Genomic DNA, 355 nt, shown 5'->3' on the forward strand with positions numbered 1-355 from the left:
ATCTGCTGACGATATGGCCAACAAAAGACTTGACTTTGAGGCTTTCCTGCCAATGCTGAAGACTGTTGACGCCATCCAGAAGGGTACCTACGATGACTACGTTGAGGGTCTGCGCGTCTTCGACAAAGAGGGCAACGGCACAGTGATGGGCGCTGAGCTGCGTATTGTGCTGTCAACACTGGGTGAGAAGATGACCGAGCCCGAGATTGACTCTCTCATGACAGGACAGGAGGACGAGAACGGCAGTGTCCACTATGAGGCTTTCGTCAAGCACATCATGTCCGTGTAAGAGGCCGTCCGTTGAGGGAGTGGTGAAGAAGGCTGAACTATATCTGCAGACCCCATGGTGTCAGGA

1 protein-coding gene is annotated in these 355 nt (G+C 53.2%); it reads left to right on the forward strand.

Annotated features, from left to right (window positions below; translation table 11 throughout):
* On the forward strand, positions 1-289 hold a 289-nt coding region (locus C0Z22_RS15865), incomplete at its 5' end, for a hypothetical protein (protein WP_233189746.1).
* Between the last annotated feature and the right edge of the window lie 66 nt (positions 290-355).

The organism is Halobacteriovorax sp. DA5 (assembly GCF_002903145.1).
GTDB lineage: Bacteria > Bdellovibrionota > Bacteriovoracia > Bacteriovoracales > Bacteriovoracaceae > Halobacteriovorax_A.